We start from the raw sequence: 614 nt of genomic DNA on the forward strand, positions 1-614 counted from the left end.
TAGCCATTCGTCCGCTAGTTGCCCATAATCCAACGTTTAAAGCCCTGCATCAACACTATACAACACGGTCTGAAAAACCATTGAAAAAGCAACAGTCACTCATTGCCTTGTGTTGTAAGTTATTACGTGTATTATTTGTCATTGGCCAAAGACAATGTGAGTTTGATGGATCTAAGTTATTAAGAGGATTGTCACAAAAGGAAGCATTACAGGCTGCTTAAGCCTTTAGAAACACATCAAATACGATTATTAGTTCTCATACAAACACCAATAGTGCAGAGTTGGAGTATATATTATCCATTCGGGCATTAGACCCAGCATAGGAGCATTTCCAACCTCCACCTCATGGATACGCAGGACGAAGGAAAGTATGGATACGATCCGGAGAGACATGGGAGGGTTAGCGACCGTGATTTGTGTGGAGATTTCCTAGCACGGTTATAAAACTGTTTTCCAAACAATACCAGTTTGGCAGATAGGATGGCCCCCAACCTGTAAATAAATTGAATTACTTTCAATTTTTAACTATCTATAAGGTGTGTCAACTAACTAGTGTTTATAAAATATTGAGAATACGCGAGTATTTGGAAGAAAAATTAACTTTATTGAGGGAG

1 pseudogene is annotated in these 614 nt (G+C 38.8%); it reads left to right on the forward strand.

What is annotated here, in order from left to right:
* Positions 1-221: pseudogene (locus AAIB49_RS19935) on the forward strand (IS110 family transposase); the annotation flags it as partial.
* Between the last annotated feature and the right edge of the window lie 393 nt (positions 222-614).

Origin of the sequence: Ornithinibacillus proteolyticus (genome assembly GCF_039581225.1) — a bacterium.
GTDB classification, from domain to species: domain Bacteria; phylum Bacillota; class Bacilli; order Bacillales; family Amphibacillaceae; genus Ornithinibacillus; species Ornithinibacillus massiliensis.